The 16,716-nt window shown below is 69.5% G+C and carries 12 protein-coding genes and 1 pseudogene; 3 read left to right on the top strand and 10 right to left on the bottom strand.

Annotated features, from left to right (window positions below):
• Nucleotides 1-8: 8 nt before the first annotated feature.
• From ACZ43N_RS07325 to ACZ43N_RS07310, 4 genes are all read right to left on the bottom strand, one after another.
• Nucleotides 9-1,169 (bottom strand): DegT/DnrJ/EryC1/StrS family aminotransferase, encoded by a 1,161-nt coding sequence (locus tag ACZ43N_RS07325; protein WP_468095664.1) that lies wholly within the window; start codon nucleotides 1,167-1,169, stop codon nucleotides 9-11.
• Entirely contained in the window at nucleotides 1,162-1,890 is a 729-nt protein-coding gene (locus ACZ43N_RS07320; protein ID WP_468095662.1) for a sugar transferase, read from the bottom strand. Before ACZ43N_RS07320 ends, ACZ43N_RS07325 begins: the two co-directional genes overlap by 8 nt.
• On the bottom strand, nucleotides 1,887-3,716 hold the full coding sequence (locus tag ACZ43N_RS07315) for an SDR family NAD(P)-dependent oxidoreductase (protein ID WP_468095661.1): 1,830 nt from the start codon (nucleotides 3,714-3,716) through the stop codon (nucleotides 1,887-1,889). The genes ACZ43N_RS07320 and ACZ43N_RS07315 overlap by 4 nt, the downstream gene beginning before the upstream one ends.
• Nucleotides 3,717-4,071: 355 nt before the next feature.
• On the bottom strand, nucleotides 4,072-5,571 hold the full coding sequence (locus tag ACZ43N_RS07310) for a DUF4012 domain-containing protein (RefSeq protein WP_468095660.1): 1,500 nt from the start codon (nucleotides 5,569-5,571) through the stop codon (nucleotides 4,072-4,074).
• A gap of 645 nt (nucleotides 5,572-6,216) precedes the next feature.
• Between ACZ43N_RS07310 and ACZ43N_RS07305 the strand changes: the two genes are divergently transcribed.
• Nucleotides 6,217-6,870: an acyltransferase gene (locus ACZ43N_RS07305; RefSeq protein ID WP_468096450.1), complete on the top strand. Its 654-nt coding sequence runs from the start codon at nucleotides 6,217-6,219 to the stop codon at nucleotides 6,868-6,870.
• The gene (gene wecB / locus ACZ43N_RS07300; protein ID WP_468095659.1) at nucleotides 6,867-7,976 is read left to right on the top strand and encodes a non-hydrolyzing UDP-N-acetylglucosamine 2-epimerase; all 1,110 of its coding nucleotides are present in this window, start codon (nucleotides 6,867-6,869) and stop codon (nucleotides 7,974-7,976) included. Before ACZ43N_RS07305 ends, wecB begins: the two co-directional genes overlap by 4 nt.
• Here wecB and ACZ43N_RS07295 read toward each other — a convergent pair.
• The 4 genes and pseudogenes from ACZ43N_RS07295 to ACZ43N_RS07280 all read right to left on the bottom strand — a co-directional run.
• A complete protein-coding gene (locus ACZ43N_RS07295) occupies nucleotides 7,964-9,271 on the bottom strand; it encodes a nucleotide sugar dehydrogenase (RefSeq protein WP_468095658.1) in 1,308 nt (435 codons plus the stop codon). The genes wecB and ACZ43N_RS07295 overlap by 13 nt on opposite strands.
• A 177-nt stretch (nucleotides 9,272-9,448) precedes the next feature.
• On the bottom strand, nucleotides 9,449-10,441 hold the full coding sequence (locus ACZ43N_RS07290; protein WP_468096448.1) for a Gfo/Idh/MocA family protein: 993 nt from the start codon (nucleotides 10,439-10,441) through the stop codon (nucleotides 9,449-9,451).
• Between the two features lie 41 nt (nucleotides 10,442-10,482).
• A complete protein-coding gene (locus ACZ43N_RS07285) occupies nucleotides 10,483-11,580 on the bottom strand; it encodes a DegT/DnrJ/EryC1/StrS family aminotransferase (RefSeq protein ID WP_468095657.1) in 1,098 nt (365 codons plus the stop codon).
• Between the two features lie 102 nt (nucleotides 11,581-11,682).
• A pseudogene (locus ACZ43N_RS07280) lies at nucleotides 11,683-12,437 on the bottom strand (IS701 family transposase); the annotation flags it as partial.
• 320 nt (nucleotides 12,438-12,757) lie between these two features.
• Here ACZ43N_RS07280 and ACZ43N_RS07275 point away from each other — a divergent pair.
• Nucleotides 12,758-14,041: an ankyrin repeat domain-containing protein gene (locus ACZ43N_RS07275; protein WP_468095656.1), complete on the top strand. Its 1,284-nt coding sequence runs from the start codon at nucleotides 12,758-12,760 to the stop codon at nucleotides 14,039-14,041.
• A 356-nt stretch (nucleotides 14,042-14,397) separates the two neighbouring features.
• Here ACZ43N_RS07275 and ACZ43N_RS07270 read toward each other — a convergent pair whose 3' ends face one another.
• Complete coding sequence (locus ACZ43N_RS07270) at nucleotides 14,398-15,840, bottom strand: DUF6177 family protein (protein WP_468095654.1); 1,443 nt, start codon at nucleotides 15,838-15,840, stop codon at nucleotides 14,398-14,400.
• The gene (locus ACZ43N_RS07265) at nucleotides 15,837-16,703 is read right to left on the bottom strand and encodes an immunity 49 family protein (RefSeq protein ID WP_468095652.1); all 867 of its coding nucleotides are present in this window, start codon (nucleotides 16,701-16,703) and stop codon (nucleotides 15,837-15,839) included. The genes ACZ43N_RS07270 and ACZ43N_RS07265 overlap by 4 nt, the downstream gene beginning before the upstream one ends.
• Nucleotides 16,704-16,716 lie beyond the last annotated feature (13 nt).

Raw genomic sequence — 16,716 nt, 5'->3', positions numbered from 1 at the left:
ATGCGTGGTCACCGGGTCCCGACCGGCATCGGCTGGGCGGCACTCGGCGACGCGGTCGCCCGGCCGACCGCGGCTGTCACCGCGTCGGCGATCTCTGCCACCTCGGCCTCGGTCAGCCGATGGTGCACCGGCAGCGAGAGCATCGCCTGGGCGACGGCCTCGGTCACCGGCAGTGCGGCGGCGTCCTCCGTGCCGCCGTCCCTGCGGGCGAAGATCGGCTGCCGGTGCACCGGCGGGAAGTAGACCCGCGCTTCGATGCCCCGGGCCAACAGGTCGGCGAGCACCTGGTCGCGATTGCCGGAGAGCAGGCAGGTGTACAGCGCCTGGGTTCCCCGGACATCGGGCAGCTGATACGGCGTCGTCAGACCGGGCACACCTGCCAACCGCAGGCCCAGTGATTCCGCGATCCGCTGTTTGCGCCGCAGGATGCCGTCCAGCTTGCGCAGCTGCACCCGGCCGATCGCGGCCTGCATCTCGGTCAGCCGCCAGTTGTAGCCGAGGCTCTCATGCCGGTAGAGGCTGGTCTGACCATGATTGCGGAGCAGCTTCAGCCGCTTCGCGACGTCGGGGTCGTTGGTCAGGACGATTCCGCCCTCACCGGTGGTGATGTTCTTGGCGGGGGTGAAGCTGAACATGGCCGACCGGCCGAAGGTGCCGACCGGCCTGCCGCGGTACTCGGCGCCGGCCGCCTGCGCGGCGTCCTCCAGCAACGGCACGCCGGCGGCGTCGCACACCCGCGCCAGCCCGTCGAGATCGCCGGGCTGCCCTGCGTAGTGAACGGTCATGACGGCCCGCGTGGCCTTGGTGATCCGGGCCGCGACCGATGCCGGGTCGAGGTTGAACGTCCGTGGATCGATGTCCCCGAACACCGGGGTGGCCCCGACGTGGCACACCGACGTCGCGGTGGAGACGAAGGTCATCGACGGGACGATCACTTCGTCGCCGGGCCCGATCCCCTCGGCGAGCAGCATCGCCTGCAGCGCGGCCGTGCCGGTGCAGAACGTCACGCCGAACCGCGCCTGGTGCCGGTCGGCGAACTCCTGCCCGAACGCCTCGTTCTCCGCGCCGTTGGTGAGAACACCGCTGCGCAGGACCCTGAGGACCGCCTCCCCCTCCTCGTCACCGAGGTCGGGACTGGCAAGCCGGATCCGGATGTTGCTGTCAGACACCTGAAGGCATCCTTTCTGGTCTGCGGGCGATCGGGTCCTTGTCGTGGCTGGCGGTGGCTCCGCGCCCGGCCAGGACCGTCCAGACGGTGAGTGCCAGGATGATCAGGTCGAGCCGCAAGCTCTGGCGCAGGACGTACCGCAGATCCCACTCGATGCGCTCCGGCCAGCTCAGCCGCTGTCGCCCGTGCACCTGCGCCAGGCCGGTCAGGCCGGGGGTCACCAGCAGGCGCAGCTGCTGACGATCGGTGTACCGGCGTACCTGGTAGGGCAGTGTCGGCCGAGGTCCGACCAGGCTCATCTGTCCGCGCAGCACATTGACCAGCTGAGGCAACTCGTCGAGGGAAGTACGGCGCAGTACCCGGCCGACCGCGGTCACCCTGGCGGTATCGGCGTCCCCCGGCCTGTCCGGGTCGGCCGGACCCTCGCGCATCGTGCGCAGTTTCAGCAGGACGAAGGGGCGGCCGTCCCGCCCGGCCCGCTCCTGCCGGTACAGCACGGGTCTGCCGTGCGCCACCAGGTGGGCCAGCGCGGCGATCAGGCAGAGCAGCCCGGCCGGCACGATGATCAGGCTGACCACGGCCAGGTCCAGCAGTCTCTTGCCGCGGTACGACCTGAGGTGAGGTCCATGGCCACCGGTCCCGGCGCCGCCCGGCACGGCGGTATTCGGCTGCGGGACCGACGAGTCCGCCGAGTACTGGCCAGGCAGGGGCGGGGCGGTCATGTGCTGGCCCCTGCTTTTCCGGGCTGGCCGGGGAGGACGGGCTGGTCAGCCTGCTGCTCGCAGACGGGCGCGGCGGCGAGGAGCGCCAGGGCGGCGCGTACCTCGTCCGGTTCGGTGAGGTGACCGATGCCGGTGACCTCACCGGCGTCGAGTGCGGGCACCGGCACCTGTCTGACCAGCGGATGCCTCGGCCTGTGGTCCGGCTCACCCTCGCCGAGCAGGTCCTCGGTCAGCTTTTCGCCCGGCCGCAGGCCGGTAAAGACGATCTCGACGCGCTGCGATGCCCCGGCGGCCATCCGGCGGGCGAGGTCGACGATGCGGACCTGGTCTCCCATGTCCAGGACGAGCACCTCACCGCTCTCCCCGACGGCCACGGCCTGCAGCACCAGTTGGACGGCCTCGGTGGCTGTCATGAAGTAGCGGGCGACCTGGGGGTGGGTCACGGTGACCGGGCCGCCGGCGGCGATCTGCGCGGACAGCGAACCGAGCAGCGAACCCCGGCTGCCGAGGACGTTGCCGAACCTCACGGACACCCAGGTCCCGGGGAATTCCGCCGCCATGTGTGCCGTGAGCCGCTCGGTGATCCGTTTGGAGGTGCCGAGGACGCTCACCGGGTCGGCCGCCTTGTCGGTGGAGACGTTCACGAAGGACCGCACACCACAGGCCGCGGCCGCCTGCAGTACGTTCAGCGTGCCGGTCACGTTCGTCTTCAACGCCTCGGCCGGATAGCGCTCGAGCAGCGGCAGATGCTTCACCGCAGCCGTGTGGAACACGATCTCGGGACGGGTCTGCTCGAAGACCTCGCGGATACGGGAGGCATCGGTGATGTCCGCGAGCACCACCTCGTCGGAATCGAGCAGCGCACGGCCGTGCAGCGCGAGCTGGATCGCGTGCAGGGCCGATTCGTCGCGGTCGAGCATCACCAGTGAGGCGGGGCCCAGCCGGTGCAACTGGCGGCACAGCTCGGAGCCGATCGAGCCGCCGGCGCCGGTGACGAGGATGCGGCGTCCGGCGAAATGGCCGGCAGCGGCCTCGAGGTCCAGCCGGACCGGATCGCGGCCCAGCAGCTGAGTGATCCGCGGGTCGCGGACGTCGTCGATCCGCGCCGGTCCGGCGACCAGTTCCTCGACGCGCGGAATCACCTTGGTGACCAGACCGATCGACTCGGCCATGGTGATCAGTTCCCGGATCACCCAACCGTCCCGGCAGCCGCCGGCGATCGCGATCACCATGACCGTCGCCCCGGTCTCCGCGGCGACTTCCGCGAGCCGGTCCCGCCCTCCGCGCACGCGGATACCGCAGATGCGCAGCCGGCGCTTGCCGGGGTCGTCGTCCAGCAGGGCGACCGGCCGGTACTGTGCGCCGGGCTGACCGATCAGCCGCTGCACCAGCTGCGTTCCGGCGCTGCCCGCACCGAAGACGATCACCTTGACGGCGGTCGGCGCGGGTGGCTTCGGCCTGCGCCGGACGGCCGCGGCCGCGACCCTCACGGTGATCATGGCCAGTACGCCGATCAGGGCGGCAAGGCCGGCCACGGCCGGCCTGTCACCCACCAGGGGAAGCCCCGCCTGGCAGACGGCTTCCAGGAAGAGCCCGGTCAGTGCGGCCGAGACCAGCACCGCGCTCAACTCCGCGCCGCTCTCCGCCTGATAGCGGCCGGAGTAGAGCCCGCACACGGCCCCGGCGAGGACCGCCGCTGTCGAGGTGACGGCGCAGACGAGGACCAGACCGCCAGGTCCGGCGAGCGGATCGGAAGCGCTGCCGGTGGTCAGGCCGGCGATGAGCAGGCCGCATGTCCAGGCGAAGGCGTCTATGGCGGCCTGCATCGCCGGACGGCGACACCAGGCGGCAACGCCGGATCGGCCACCCGGACGGGCGCGGCTTTCCTGCGCGGTGTGGAACACCGCGGGATGAACCGCTGTCAGCTTGCCGTTGCCCGTGCATTCCCCACGCAAGGTGAACCCCGATCAGCAGGATGTCAGTAACCGAAGACCTATTTCGGCACTATGCCCACGACTTGTCCACGGACGCCGCCGCGTCCTTTCGGGTGGTCATAATATTTCTCGTGATCTTGGCGACTCCCATGACTGTGGATACGACTTCGTCGCCCGTTCGGACGAATACCGTCGCGCTTTTCCCGGGCAGCTACGAGCCCCTTCGGGATTCACTCAAGCGCTCCGATCACTTCGGGCACGTCTGGATACGCACCTTGGTGGTCTGCGGGCTTGCCAACGGCTGCACAGGAAGCACAGGGGTGCGGTCGGAAACGGGTTCCAGCAGACGAATGTCCAGTTCCCGCGTCCGACCGGGCAGCAGTTCCACCTGTGTCCCGAATACCGGGTGACCGCGCTCCTCGTCCGACGACACCAGAAGTCGCCGCCCGTCCAGACTCCCGCCCGTGAACTGCGCTCCTGAACTGGCGTACAGGGAAAGCCAGATGGTGGTGGATCCCGGCGGGTGCGGGTTGTCGGGATCGTCGGACCGGAGAGTGACGAGGGGAGGGAGACCCGCGGCGGGAGCGGTATTCGTCAGCCTGATGCGCACCCTGCTGGAACGGACACCGCCCCTGCAGGGACCGAGTTCGTACGTCAGTGACCGGCGCAGATAGTAGTCCATCTTGTTGCCGGCGGAATTGTTGACCACCAGATACGCGAACGGCCCCGGCGTCTTGGGCACTTCGCCGGACAGCCCGCTCTTCCTGAGCGCCGACTCGGTGGAGGCGTCCCTGCTCCAGATGCGAAGTCTGCCGTCGGTCGCGTTCTCCCGCAGCGCGTGGAGCAGGGCCGCCGAATCGTGGTGGTGGTGCAGCAGGGCAGCGGCGACCGACTGTGCGACCTGGACCAGGAAACGCTTGCGTTCGACGTTGCCGTACGACGCGTAGAGGGTGCTCTCGGTGAACTCCACGGTGTTGTCCGGCGTCAGCTGCTTTCCGTCCGGAAGCCTGACCGGCCCAGTGGCATTGAGGACGCGGGCCAGTCCCACGGGATCGGTGGCGATCGCCCCGTCGAGACGCTGCCCCGTGTGCCGCTGCCACAGGCCCAACCAGATCTGCGCCGCATAGGGAAAGTGAGCGGACATATTGGAGTTGGCGAGCCTCTGGGTGCTCTCGGCAGCTCCGTACTGGCGAGCGAACGCCGGCCCGAAGTCCGCCACGGGGGTGGCCGTACGCAGCAGCTTGTCGTCCGACGCGAAGCCGTGCAAGGTGATGCGCCCCCGGTCGGCGGTCAGGATGCCGAAGGTGCCCACGAGGCCTCCGGTGCCCCGGGCCTCGGCGTTGTTCTGGAAGGCCAGGAAGTAGGAGCGCGGCTCCGAGGCACCCAGAACAGGCACCAGCAGCCGCGCCGTCGCCTCCGCCTGGGAGACCGCGTCGGAAAGGCGCGTCACTCGGTCGGTCAGCCCCTGCCGTGCCATGTCGAGGCGACCGACCACCGTCGAGGCGGGCAGGCGGTTCAGACCGGTCTCGATTCCGGTCAGCCGACGCTCCACGGTCCCCAGCACGTCCGCGGCGGCCGAGAGTCGGTGGAGGTCGATGTGACCGCGGTGCACGAGCCGGCCGGAGGCGAACATCTGATGCAGTCGCACCGCCTCCGGCAGCACCCCGCTGGCCATCTCGTCGGCGGCGGCACTCAACCCCCGGGCGGAACGAAGCGGCGGTCCCATCAGGGGGAGTTCCTCGGCCATGCCCCACACCGGTGTGAGGGCCGCGCTCCGGGCGGTCGCCGTGTGTTTCCGGATGGAGGCCAAGAGTTCTGCCGGGGGTCGGCGATTGAGGGCCATCTCTGTTTTCAGTCGGTCAGTCGCCGCCTGCGCCGCGGCAAGGTTGCTCTGGACCGTGCGGACCTCCCACACCAGGAAAGCGGCCGATGCTGCGGACGACAGACCGATGGCCACGGCAATCCACAGGAATGCCCGGCGGCGCCGCCGGGCCATCAGAGCCGCGCGTGCCCGCATACTCTCGACAACGCCCTTGAGCCTGCGCATCGGGTCCTTCCCTGCCTTCATCGCCTGCCGCCCCTGAATCAAAGGCTGCACCTGGAGCAGGCATGTGGATTACATCAGTAATGGCAGTCACGAAGACGCGTTGCGAACTGCACCACGTCGGGCAGCGGGAAACTCGGTCCGAACGGCCTAATATTCCGACCGCACGGCGTGTTCTCGCGGCGGCATCGACGCGGATACGGACCAGCAATCGCTGACGACGGTTCGGTGCCCCACCCGGGTCAACTCCTCATGCAATCGGGGGCCGCGGGAATTCGCTTCGTCGAGTGCCGGTCAAAGGCCAACGGTCAACCGTGCCCGTATCGGCCCGCGCTCGTTGCTCAGCACATGAACCAAAGCGCGGAGGCACCGTTTTCCCAGGTGCGCATCGCCCCCGGCGCGCAGGTCGACGATTCGGCCGTGCTCAACCCCGGTACCACGGTGTGGGAACTCGCCCAGATTCGCGAGAAGGCCCTGCTCGGCTGTGACTGCGTCGTGGGCCGGGGGGTCTACGTGGGCCCCGGGGTGAGGATCGGCAACAGGGTCAAGATTCAGAACCATGCGCTGGTGTACGAGCCAGCCGAGCTGGGCGACGGCGTCTTCGTGGGGCCCGCGGCCGTCCTCACGAACGACCGCAATCCTCGGGCCGTCGACGCGGACGGACGCCAGAAGCGCGCCGGTGACTGGGAGGCGGTCGGCGTCCGGGTAGCTGAGGGGGCGTCACTCGGCGCCCGCTCGGTGTGTGTTGCCCCGGTCAGCGTGGGCCGCTGGGCGATGGTCGCCGCGGGTGCCGTCGTCACCCGGGACGTGCCGGATTTCGCCCTGGTCGCCGGTGTTCCCGCCCGTCGGGTCGGATGGGTGGGACGAGCCGGCGAGCGTCTGCGCGCGGTGCCGGATCAGGCCGGTTTCTGGGAGTGCCCGAGAAACGGGGCCCGTTATGCGGAGAGGGACGGCCTGCTCACCGAGGCTTCAGCTCAACCAGGAGAGATGTCGCGCCCGTGAAGGTCATGAGTGTCGTGGGGGCACGCCCACAATTCGTCAAGCTCGCCGCTGTCGCCGCCGCGTTCGACGGCACGGAGCACTGTCACACGATCGTCCACACCGGCCAGCACTATGACGCCGATCTGTCGGACGTGTTCTTCCAAGGGCTCTCCATCCCCGAGCCCGCTGTGCACCTGGGCGTGGGCTCGGGCACTCACGGCGTGCAGACCGGTACGGTCCTGGCCGCCCTCGATCCGGTGATCGCGGCCGCGCGCCCCGACTGGGTGCTGGTGTACGGGGACACCAACTCGACGCTCGCCGGAGCCCTTTCCGCGGCCAAGCAGCACATTCCCGTTGCCCATCTGGAAGCAGGCCTTCGCTCCTTCAACCGGCGGATGCCCGAGGAGCACAACCGCGTCCTCACCGATCACGCCGCCGACCTGCTGCTCGTACCCACCGAGGAGGCGGTGCGCCACCTGACGGCCGAGGGCCTGGCCCACCGTGCGGTGCTGACGGGGGACGTCATGGTCGACGTCTGCCTGCGGCTCAGGGACAAGGTGCTGAGGGGCGAGGTCAACGCCCCCGCTCTTCCGGCCCCTGTCGACGCCCGGGAGCCCTATCTCTTCGCCACGTTGCACCGGGCGGAGAACACCGACCGTCCCGATCGTCTGTCCGCCCTGGTGGACGCCCTGGCCGGTCTGCCCGTTCCCGTCGTCCTGGCCGCTCATCCGCGGCTGCGCGCACGTGCCGCGGACTTCGGTATCAAGCTGGACCGTGGCGCTCTCCATGTCAGCCGCCCCCTCCCCTACGCCGAGCTGATCGCCACGGTGCTCGGTTCACGCGGTGTGATCACCGACTCGGGTGGGCTCCAGAAGGAGGCGTACCTGCTGGAGCGGGTCTGCACGACTCTGCGTACCGAGACGGAGTGGCCGGAGACGCTCCGGGGCGGTTGGAACACGCTCGTGCCGGAGCCGGGTGTACTGGAGTCCCGGTCACAGGCTTGGTCCGACACCGTCCTGCGCCCCGCGCCCGAGGTCCCGCGTGACACGCCGTACGGCGACGGCAGAGCGGCGGCCCGCGTGGTGCGGGCGCTGGAAGAGCATCTGAGCGTGTCTCACGTCCGCTGAGCCGTCGGTGACGGCGCACCGAGCACGATCACCTCGGCTCCGGTCCACCGGACCGGATCGGTGATCCGCCGCCCGTCGACCACGACGCGCACCGCCGGGAACTGGTGGGAGCCGAACTCCCGGTACTCCTCGTGGTCGGCCTGGATGACGGCGGCCGTGACGTCCTGCCCGTCGTACGGCGGCAGGCCGAGTGCGCGCAGTTCGTCAGCCCCGTACAGCGGGTCCGACACATACGGTGCGGCGCCCCGGGCCCGGAGCGCCTCGACGACGGGGAACACCCCGGAGAACGCCGTCTCCTTGACGCCGCCCCGGTAGGCCGCGCCGAGGACCAGGACGCCCGCGCCGGTCAGGTCGCCGTACACGTCCGCCAGCCGGCTCACCGCGTACTCGGGCATCGAGGCGTTGGCCGCACGGGCCTCTCGCACGACCGTCGCCCCGGAGTCGTTCCACAGGTACATCTGCGGGTAGACGGGAATGCAGTGGCCTCCGACGGCGATCCCGGGCCGGTGGATGTGGCTGTACGGCTGCGAGTTGCAGGCGTCGATCACCAGGTCGATGTCGACGCCGACCCGGTCGGCGAACCGCGCGAACTGGTTCGCCAGCCCGATGTTCACGTCGCGGTAGGTGGTCTCGGCCAGCTTCGCGAACTCCGCGGCCTCCGCCGAACCGAGGTTCCAGACGCCGTTGGGCCGGGGCAGCTCGCCTCGTACGTCGAAGTCGAGGACGGACTCGTAGAACTCGACACCACGGCGCGCGGACGCCGCGTCGATACCGCCGACGAGCTTGGGGTAGCGGCGCAGGTCGGCGAAGACACGGCCGGTCAGGACCCGTTCGGGGCTGAAGACGAGAGCGAAGTCCCGGCCCGCGGTCAGTCCACTGCCCTGCTCGAGCATCGGCGTCCAGCGCACCCGCGTGGTGCCCACGGGCAGGGTCGTCTCGTACGAGACGAGCGTGCCGGGCCGCAGCCCGCGTGCCACGGCCCGCGTCGCCTCGTCCAGCCAGCCGAAGTCGGGGGTGCCTGCCGCATCGACGTACAACGGGACGACGAGGACCACCGCCTCGGCCCGCGCGACCGCCGCCTCCGTATCGGTGGTGGCCAGCAGCCGCCCTTCCGCGACGACGCCCTTGAGCTTCTCGGCGAGTCCGGCCTCGCCGGGGAACGGCTCAACACCCTGGGTGACGAGGCGTACGACGCGTTCGTCCACGTCGGCGCCGATGACGTGGTGGCCCTTCGCGGCGAACTGGACGGCGAGTGGCAGGCCGATCTTTCCGAGCGCCACTACACAGATCTGCACGGCTACTTCCCTCCGACGGGGCAGAAGCTGCGCGGGTGACCGACGAGGGTCGAGATCCCCCCAGCGGACACTTTCGCTCCGCGCATCCTCTCTTGGCGGTTTCTTTGCGTGTTCAAGCTGCTGGGGGCGCACAGTGCTTCGGCCCGCCCTCGGCCCGGCCCCCCGGTCGGGGGGCCGTCACGACCGCTGGGCGACCATCGCCAGGGTGGGGGCGCGCGGGCATCGCAGACCCACGGACACCTTCTTCCGTGCGGAGTCGAGGACCGCCTCCGCCACCTCGACCGTCCTCAGCCCCTGATCGAGCGTGACGATGTCCGCCGCTTCGCCCGCCACGGCATCACGGAACCGCTCGTGCTCGACCAGGAGGGGCTCACGCTTGGGGATGGCGTAGCGGATCATGTCGCCCTCGGCCACCCCGCGGAAGGCGCGCAGGGCCTCCCACTCGGTGGTCACCGCTCCGTTGGCGTGGAAGGTCAGGTCAGCCGTGAGAGTGTCCGCGATGAGACAGCCGCGCTCGCCGGTCACCGCCGTGAAGCGCTCCTTGTGGGGGCTGAGCCAGTTGACGAGATGACTGACCAGGGTGCCGTCGCTGAGGTCGCCGACCACGCTGACCATGTCCTCATGGGGGCGGCCACTCTTCGACACCGTGCGCGCCGAGACCGAGGCGTAGCCATGGCCGGTGACCCAACTGGTGAGGTCGATGTCGTGGGTCGCCAGGTCCTTGACCACCCCGACGTCGGCGATGCGGTGCGGGAAGGGCCCCTGCCGGCGCGTGACCACCTGGAACACGTCCCCCAGTTCTCCCGACTCGAGACGGGAACGCAGGCTCTGCAGCGCCGGGTTGAACCGCTCGATGTGGCCGACCCCCGCGACGAGTCCGGCTCTGCCGAAGGCCTCCACCAGTCGTTGCGCGGCCTGCACGGAGTGGGCGAGCGGCTTCTCGATGAGGGCCGGCACGCCGTTCTCGGCCAGCGCCAGGCCGGTCTCCTCGTGCTGGGCCGTGGGGCACGCGACCACCGCGTAGTCGAGTCCGAGGGCGACCAGGTCCGGCAGGGTGTCGACAACCACGGCGTTCCGGGCGGCACCGGTGGAGTCCCCCACCGGGTCCATGACGCCCACCAGCTCGACACCGTCGAGCGACGCCAGGACCCGGGCGTGGTTGCGCCCCATGGCTCCGAGTCCGATGAGCCCGGCCCGCAGGGTACGCCGGCTCACCGTGCCCCTCCGGCGTCGTTCACGGCCTGGGCGATCCGCTCCAGCTCGGCCTGCCCGAGGCTCGGGTGAACCGGGAGGGACAGCACCTCGGCCGCTGCCCGGTCGGTCTCGGGCAGGGAGGGCCTGCCCGGGTCCTGGTAGGGCCTGAGCCGGTGGATGGGGGTCGGGTAGTACACCGCGCTGCCGATGCCTTGTCGCGCCAGGTCCTGCCGCACGGCTTCCCGGCGCCCGCCCGGAACGCGGATCGTGTACTGGTGGTAGACGTGCCGCGCGCCGTCCGCCTCGTGGGGGACGAACAGCCCCTCGATGCGGGAGTCGAGCACCTTGGCGTTGGCCCTGCGCCGCTCCGTCCAGGCCGGCAGCCGCTTCAGCTGCTCACGGCCGACCGCGGCGGCGACGTCGGTCATCCGCATGTTCGCGCCGACGATCTCGTTGGCGTACCGCTGCTCCATGCCCTGGTTCCGCAGCAGCCGAAGGGTGCGGGCCAGGTGCGGGTCATCGGTCGCGATCATGCCGCCCTCGATCGCGTGCATGTTCTTCGTCGGGTAGAAGCTGAAGCACCCCGCCTCACCGAAGCTGCCGACGGGGCGTCCGTGCAAGGTGGCTCCGTGGGCCTGGCAGGCGTCCTCCAGCACGGCGAGCCCATGACGTGCGGCAAGCTCCGTCAGCTGGTCCATGGGCGCGGGGTGCCCGTACAGATGCACCGGCATGAGGGCCGCGGTGCGCGGTCCGATCACCGCCGACGCGGCGAGCGGGTCGAGGCAGTAGGTGCCGGGCGTGATGTCGGCGAAGACGGGTTCGGCACCGACCAGGCGGACCGCGTTGGCGGTCGCCGCGAACGAGAAGGACGGCACCACCACCTCGTCCCCCGGTCCGATACCGAGCGCCATGAGGCTCAGCTGCAGGGCGGAGGTTCCGGAGTTGACCGCGACGCAGGCGCGTCCCGCGACCAGCTCGGAGAACTCCTCCTCAAAGGCAGCCACCTCCGGCCCCTGGACGACGCGGCCGCTGCGCAGAACGCGGACGACCGCAGCGATCTCGGCTTCACCGATCACGGGTCTGGCCGCCGGGATCGGGGGAAAGGAGCGGGTCACTGGACTTTTCCGTTCGAGGGGCGAAAGCGAGTCGGCCTACGCTCAACTTCCGCCCAGCGCACCCGGTTTTCCCATACGCCACATATCCACCCTTATGGACTAGAAGGCGGGTTCACCGCTGCTCGGGTTGCGGCGGATGAGCAGGTGCCGGTGGCGGTCGGCACCGATTTCGATCCAGGCCCAGTCGTAGTGACGCGATCCTTTCGCCCCGGCTCCGACGCTCTGCCGGTGTCAGGCCGAGGCAGGCAGGCGGTCGGCCACCGCATCCGCGCGGGCAGTGGTCCGTCCGTCCCTCGTTGATCTGCACCCGCCTGCTGCAGGCGACGGCCAGCGCGTAGCCGCATGCCGTGGTCATCTGCCCGGCCCACGTGGGCTTGGTCGCGAACTCCACCCGGTCGGGCACCCCGGTGCGGGCTCGTCGCTCGGCGTCCTGGCACCACGAGGCGTCCGGCAGGTGGAGGCGGCGGTCGATCAACGCCCGTCCTCTGCTGGAGGCGTACGCGAGGAAGACGCCGACCTGGGTGTTCTCGAGCCGGCGTGCGGTGCCGGTGTTTTGGCGCTGCACACCGGCCGAGGCGGTGCCCTTCTTCAAGAAGCCCGTCTCGTCCACGACCAGGACGCCGTCGTCGGCACCGAGGTGCTCAAGGACGTAGGCGCGGATGTCGTCGCGGACCGCATCCGCGTCCCAGCGGGGTGCTTCGCAGCAGCCGCTGCATCGGCCCGGGGCGGGCGTGACCGGCCTGCTCGGCCAGCCGCCAGCAGTACTTCCGCTCGACGCCGGACAGCAGGGCGAGCACAAAGGCGCGGGCCGTCGCCCGCGGCTCCACCCGCTTGAACCGGCCCGCGATCCGGGCCATGGCCCGGTCGAACATCGCACGCCAACGGGCGGCGTCTATGCTGTTGTCCGCGGCCACAGCACGATCTTCAGGAGTCCACGCAACCTTTGGTGATCACTCGGTGGCCGCTCCGGATCCACCGGGTGTGACAGGCTGCTTCAGCCAGTGGGATCCGCGCAGGACGAGGCTCGGGATCGACCGCCCATGCGACATGCCGTCTGCGGCCCGACGACCGGACGTTCAGCCCATGGCTCCGGCCGGGGACGGTGTGACGGACCCGGCCGATGATGTCTCTCCCGGCCTGCGGCTGCGTGGCGATCGAGACCGACAGGGGGTTGGGGATGGGTGAGGATCCGCTCATCACGGCGGTGCGGAGCGGGGACGAGAACGCGGTCAGAACACTGCTCGAGGACGGGGCGGATCCCGACGTCTTCGACGAGCAGGGCACCCCCGCACTCTGCCTGGCCGTCTCAGCGTTCAACTCGACGATCTCCGGCTACCTTGTGGAAGGCGGCGCGGATCCGGACCGCCGGCTGCCCGACGGGACCACTCCCCTCTTGCGGGCCGTCGACAGCGGTTCCATCGGTCTCGTCTTCGGCCTGCTCGGTGACGCGGCGGTGATCAGCGAGGCCACCCGCGCGGAGCTGCTGGCACGCGCCCGGCAGTGGCACGAGATGGGCCCGGTCGCCATGCTCCGGGAGCGGACCGGCACCTCGGACGAGGTCGAGCGGGTTCGTATCCGGGACAGGGAGTGGTTCACCGAGTACCACGAGCTCCGGCTCGGCGGAATGACCGTCCGCGACGGCCACACAGGGATCCTCACCCTCTTCGAGAAACACTTCGGACTGCACCTGGGCTTTGACGAACTGGCGGCCCGTGCGTGCGCACTCGAGTACCCGGACTGGCAGCACGCCGTCTGGTCGGAGATCGTCAAAACCCTTGCCCGGAGACAGGACGACGAGACCTGGGAGGCTGCGGCGGTACTGCGGGGCCATCCCGATCCCCTGCATCGCCGCTTCGGCGCGGAGGTCCTGGTCTGCCTCCACCTCGAGGCGGAGCTGACGAACGTCCCGAGTCCGTTCGAACAGCGCACGCTCGAGCTCCTCCTCGACTGGGCAAAGGAGGAGGGACACCCGGACGTCCTGGCCGAGGCCCTGGCCGGCCTGAGCCACCATGACGACCCGAGGATCGAGCCACTGGGGCTCTCATTCCTTGCCCACGCAGCCCCACAAGTCCGTGCTGTGGTGCCTTCGACCCTGAGAATCGTGGACTCGGAGAGGTCTGGGCGGAAGACGTTCACATCCGAGGGACTGAACGTCCTGCTTGCACTGGCCCGGGACACCGACTCCTCCGTACGCCAAGTCGCCGGCTACGAGCTCGCGTACAGCCTGAATCCGGAACCCGCCATCGGGGACACCCTGGCCGATCTGCTCGATGACGAGGACCAGCAGACCCGGATCTGGGCCGTCTACGGACTGGCCGAGCGGGACGATCCGCGCTGTATCGATGGCGCAGACCGGGTGGGACCCGTCGACGAGTACGAGTCGTGGTCCTGGATACTCGGTGCGCCCTCACGGTACGAGCAGCGCCAAAGGGAGCGGGAAGCTCCGGCCACGACCGAGTAGCGAATGCTCGCTTCTGCATCCCATCGTGTGCCGGCTGTGGACATCAGGGCCGACTCTGTACTGCCCACCCGGTACATGATGTGGCTGGCCACCCGGTCCCGACGCCGCCGCACCGGACACCTCAATCCTCGAACCCACCACCGAAGCACTCGACCAGATGGGACCAACACAAGATCACGAAGTCGCACTGGAGTCCTAGCCGAGGCCGGCGAGATGCTGACCGTCGAGTGAACCGTACCTCTTCGTGTCAACGGCCACTCAGTTCTCCCCGACCGTCGCTGGAACAACAGGGGCAGTCCCTCCGAAGTGGATTCCTCGGTCCCGTCACTGCCTACATTGCGCTCGGTCACACTCACTCATTTCAGCATCAGGCCGATTCGCTCCGCTCCAGGAGTGGCCTTGAGGTGGGTGGTGAGATGTTGGAGCACAGTCCATGCGTCGGCGTCGGTTCCGTCGCCCAAGCCGTAGTGGAGGGCTGGGCGCGTGTGTGTGCCGAGTTGTCGCGGGCGCGGGGCGAGGGGTGGTCTTCGGGCGTGGGTGAGGCCGATGGCGTTGACGTCCCGGGCGCCGAGGGTGAAGGACACCGGGATGGGCGGGGCCTCCAGACGCGGGGTCAGCGTCAGGTCCGCGCGGGCTGCTCGGAGCGTGGTGAGCATCGACACCAGGCCGTGCTCGACCAGCGCGGCGGCGAGGGATTCGACGGCGTCCAGGGGGACATCCACAGGGGACGTGTAGCCGAGTGTGAGCGTGATGTCCTGGGCGACGCCGGCCTTCGTACGCGCTGTGCGGAGTGTCGCGATGGACGGATGGTCCGGAGCTCCGATCGCGATCAGGTGGGTCGGTGCTGGTGAGCGGTCGCGGGCCAGGTCCGTCAGCTGGCGCGGCGACCAGGGCAGGTTGACCGGCTCCGACGTGCTCCACCCCACCGGCGCCGCGCCCGTCAGGTGGCGCCAGGCGGTCTCCAGACCGCGGCCGAGGACCAGGTCGGCGGTGGGGGCGTGGACCGTGCGGAAAGTGATGGTCAGCTGGCGTTCGGGGGTGGGCTCGGTGTCCTGGGTGAACGCGTCGGCGACTGTGGTGCTGGTGGGGTTGAACGTTCCCTGCTGCCAGGCGAGGGGGACCCCGGACAGCCCGTCGTAGTAACCGCCGGCCGGGTCCTGGACCACCCACCGATTGGGGGCGCCCCGCAGCGCCGTGCGCAGGGGGAGAGTGAGCCGGGCTTGGGGCGGGGTGACCAGGTGCAGCGCTCGGTTGGTGGCGCTCGTGGTGCGGAGTACTTCGGAGAGCCAGGTGGTGAAGGCGAGGACGGGGCGGTCGGAGATGACGACCGCCGTGGAGTCGGTCAGGACGTCGACCGAGGGAACGGCGGGAGCGGAGGGGGCGACGACCTCCTGAGCGTCATCGGCCGACTGGTCCTGCGGGATGGCCACCACGCGTGTCGTACCTGCGGCGCGCGGCCACGCTGTCCCGCCGAGCAGCGTGGTCAGGCGTCCGCACAACGATTCAGCGAGAGCTTCTGCTTCGGGTACCGAGGTCGAGGCGCGGGTCTCGGTCCACCAGTACGGCGGCGGGGGCGCTGACACATCGGGGCCGAGGAGGCGTTCCGCTTCGCCGGGTATGTGGATCAGGAGGGGTGCCTCGACGGAGACCAGCGGACGGCCAACGCTTGTGCACAGCTGAAGGACGCCGCCGTCACCGGTGGAGGTCAGTCCCAGGTCGGGGCCGCCTGCTGAGAGGCCGGCGATCAAGGAGCGGGTGTCCGGCATCTTCGGGGTGAGGGCTATGACGTCTTTGGTCACGTCGGGAACTCGCCCACCCAGGAGCGTTCGAGGAGGTGCTTGGGCAGGTACGCGGATTCGACGTCGACCGGGATGTCCGCGTCGAACGCCATGCAGGCGACGGCCAATGGGGCCAGAGCCACCAGGCCTTCGCTGCTCTTTGACCGTGTCTCGTTCTCGGTCCAGTACTCGCGATGCCAGGTGAGTGCTTCCGCAAGAGCGGTGTTGAACGGCTCCGGCTCCTGCCGCTGGTAGCGGTGGAAGATCTCCAGCGGAGGGTAGAGAATTTTCAGCATCAGTTCGACACTGGCAATGTGGGGGGCTTCGGGGTCCGTCCCATCAATCGCGGCGGCCAGGGTGTTCCAGGTTTCCGGGCGGCCGAACCAGGCATTCTGGAGGGTCTCCACCCAGGCGTAGATGTACTCGTCGAACTCCACACCTGATGCGCGCAGGAAGGAGACGGGTACACGGGCGAGTTGGTCGAGACGCTCGTTCTCCCGGCAGATCACCGCCAAGTAGTACGTGGTGAGCCAGTTGCCGGCGTGCAGATATTCCTGCGGGCCGGTTGCCGGAAGGTTCTTGATCTCACCTTTTCCTCCGATACGGCATGGGACAGGGCCTTCCGCAGCCGCTCCAGAGATGAACAGGCCCGATCCGACCTGCATCGCGGTGACCCAGGTCTCCCACGTCGAAAATTCCTCACCCGAGGGATCCGTCAGGCAGTTCCATTTGGCGACAGTCAGTGAATAGTCCAAGGCATCGAAGCGGTCAAACTCTGACGTTTCGAGTTCAGCAAGTGCTTCGTCGTTGCTTTGGACGATCGGCGCCATGGCTTCGGCCACGTTGTCCACGGGGAAGTCGTGACGGGAAATATGGATGACCACGCCCCTCCCTTTC

The organism is Streptomyces sp. NPDC030814 (assembly GCF_055572155.1).
This window is presented reverse-complemented; position numbering and strand designations above follow the sequence as displayed.